Annotated in this window: 2 protein-coding genes; both read left to right on the forward strand. The window is 69.8% G+C overall.

Annotated elements, in window-relative coordinates:
* Positions 1–197: 6,7-dimethyl-8-ribityllumazine synthase (locus BN903_RS08800; RefSeq protein WP_048077386.1), on the forward strand; the 197-nt coding region annotated here is incomplete at its 5' end.
* A gap of 24 nt (positions 198–221) precedes the next feature.
* A partial coding sequence (locus BN903_RS08805) for a pyridoxal phosphate-dependent aminotransferase (RefSeq protein WP_079890628.1) occupies positions 222–1,390 on the forward strand: 1,169 nt, incomplete at its 3' end.

A 1,390-nucleotide genomic window follows, 5' to 3' on the forward strand; every position in this document is an offset into this window, starting at 1 on the left:
CCGGCGACACCGACCACGACCGCGTCATCGCGAACGCGACCGCCGAGAAGCTCACCGACGTGAGCCTCGACCGGGACACCCCGGTCACGTTCGGCGTGAGCGGCCCGGGGATGTCCGGCGCTGAGGCGCGCGAGCGGATCGACAAGGGGGCCGACGCCGCGAACGCGGCTATCGACCTCGCCGAGGAACTCGACTGACAGACACCCGACCACACACGACACATGAGCGACGCATACGACTTCTCGGAGCGGATCGGACGCGTAGAGCCCAGCGCGACGCTGGCGATATCGAACCTCGCGGCGGCAAAGGAGGCGGAGGGAGCCGACATCGTCGACCTCTCCGTCGGCGAGCCGGACTTCGACACCCCGGAGAACGTCGTCGAGGCCGGTAAGGACGCCCTCGACGCGGGCCACACGGGGTACACCTCCTCGAACGGGATCCCGGCACTGAAGGAGGCGATCGCGGGGAAGCTCGGCGAGACCGGGATCGACGCCGACGCCGACGAGGTGATCGTCACGCCCGGCGGCAAGCAGGCGCTGTACGAGACGTTCCAGACGCTGATAGACGAGGGCGACGAGGTCGTCCTCCTCGATCCGGCGTGGGTCTCCTACGAGGCGATGGCGAAGCTCGCGGGCGCGGACCTCTCGCGCGTCGACCTCGCGCCGCACGGGTTCCAGCTCGAACCCGCGCTCGACGCGCTCGCGGAGACCGTCTCGGACGACACCGAGCTGCTCGTGGTCAACTCCCCCGCGAACCCCACCGGCGCGGTCTTCTCGGAGGCCGCGTTAGAGGGCGTCCGCGACCTGGCGGTCGAGCACGGCGTCGCCGTCATCTCGGACGAGATATACGAGCGGATCGTCTACGACGCCGACCACGTCTCGCTCGCCAGCCTCGACGGGATGGCCGACCGCACGGTGACGATCAACGGCTTCTCGAAGGCGTACTCGATGACCGGCTGGCGGCTCGGCTACCTCCACGCGACCGACGAGTTCGTCGGCGAGGCGGGCAAGCTCCACTCCCACTCCGTCTCCTGTGCGACCAACTTCGTCCAGCGTGCGGGGATCGAGGCGTTAGAGAACACCGACGAGTCCGTCGAGGAGATGCGCGACGCCTTCGCCGACCGCCGCGACCTGCTCGTGGACCTGTTCGACGAACACGGCGTCGACGTCGACGTCGGCGACGGCGCGTTCTACATGATGATCCCCGTCGACGACGACGACCAGGCGTGGTGCGAGCGCGCCATCGAGGAGGCGTCGGTCGCCTGCGTCCCCGGCGGCGCGTTCAACGCGCCCGGCCACGCCCGCATCTCCTACGCCGCGAGCGAGGAGCGCCTCCGGGAGGCGGTCGACCGGACTCGTCGCGAACGACCTGCTGTAGGCCGCTCCGGACG

This window comes from Halorubrum sp. AJ67 (genome assembly GCF_000513435.1).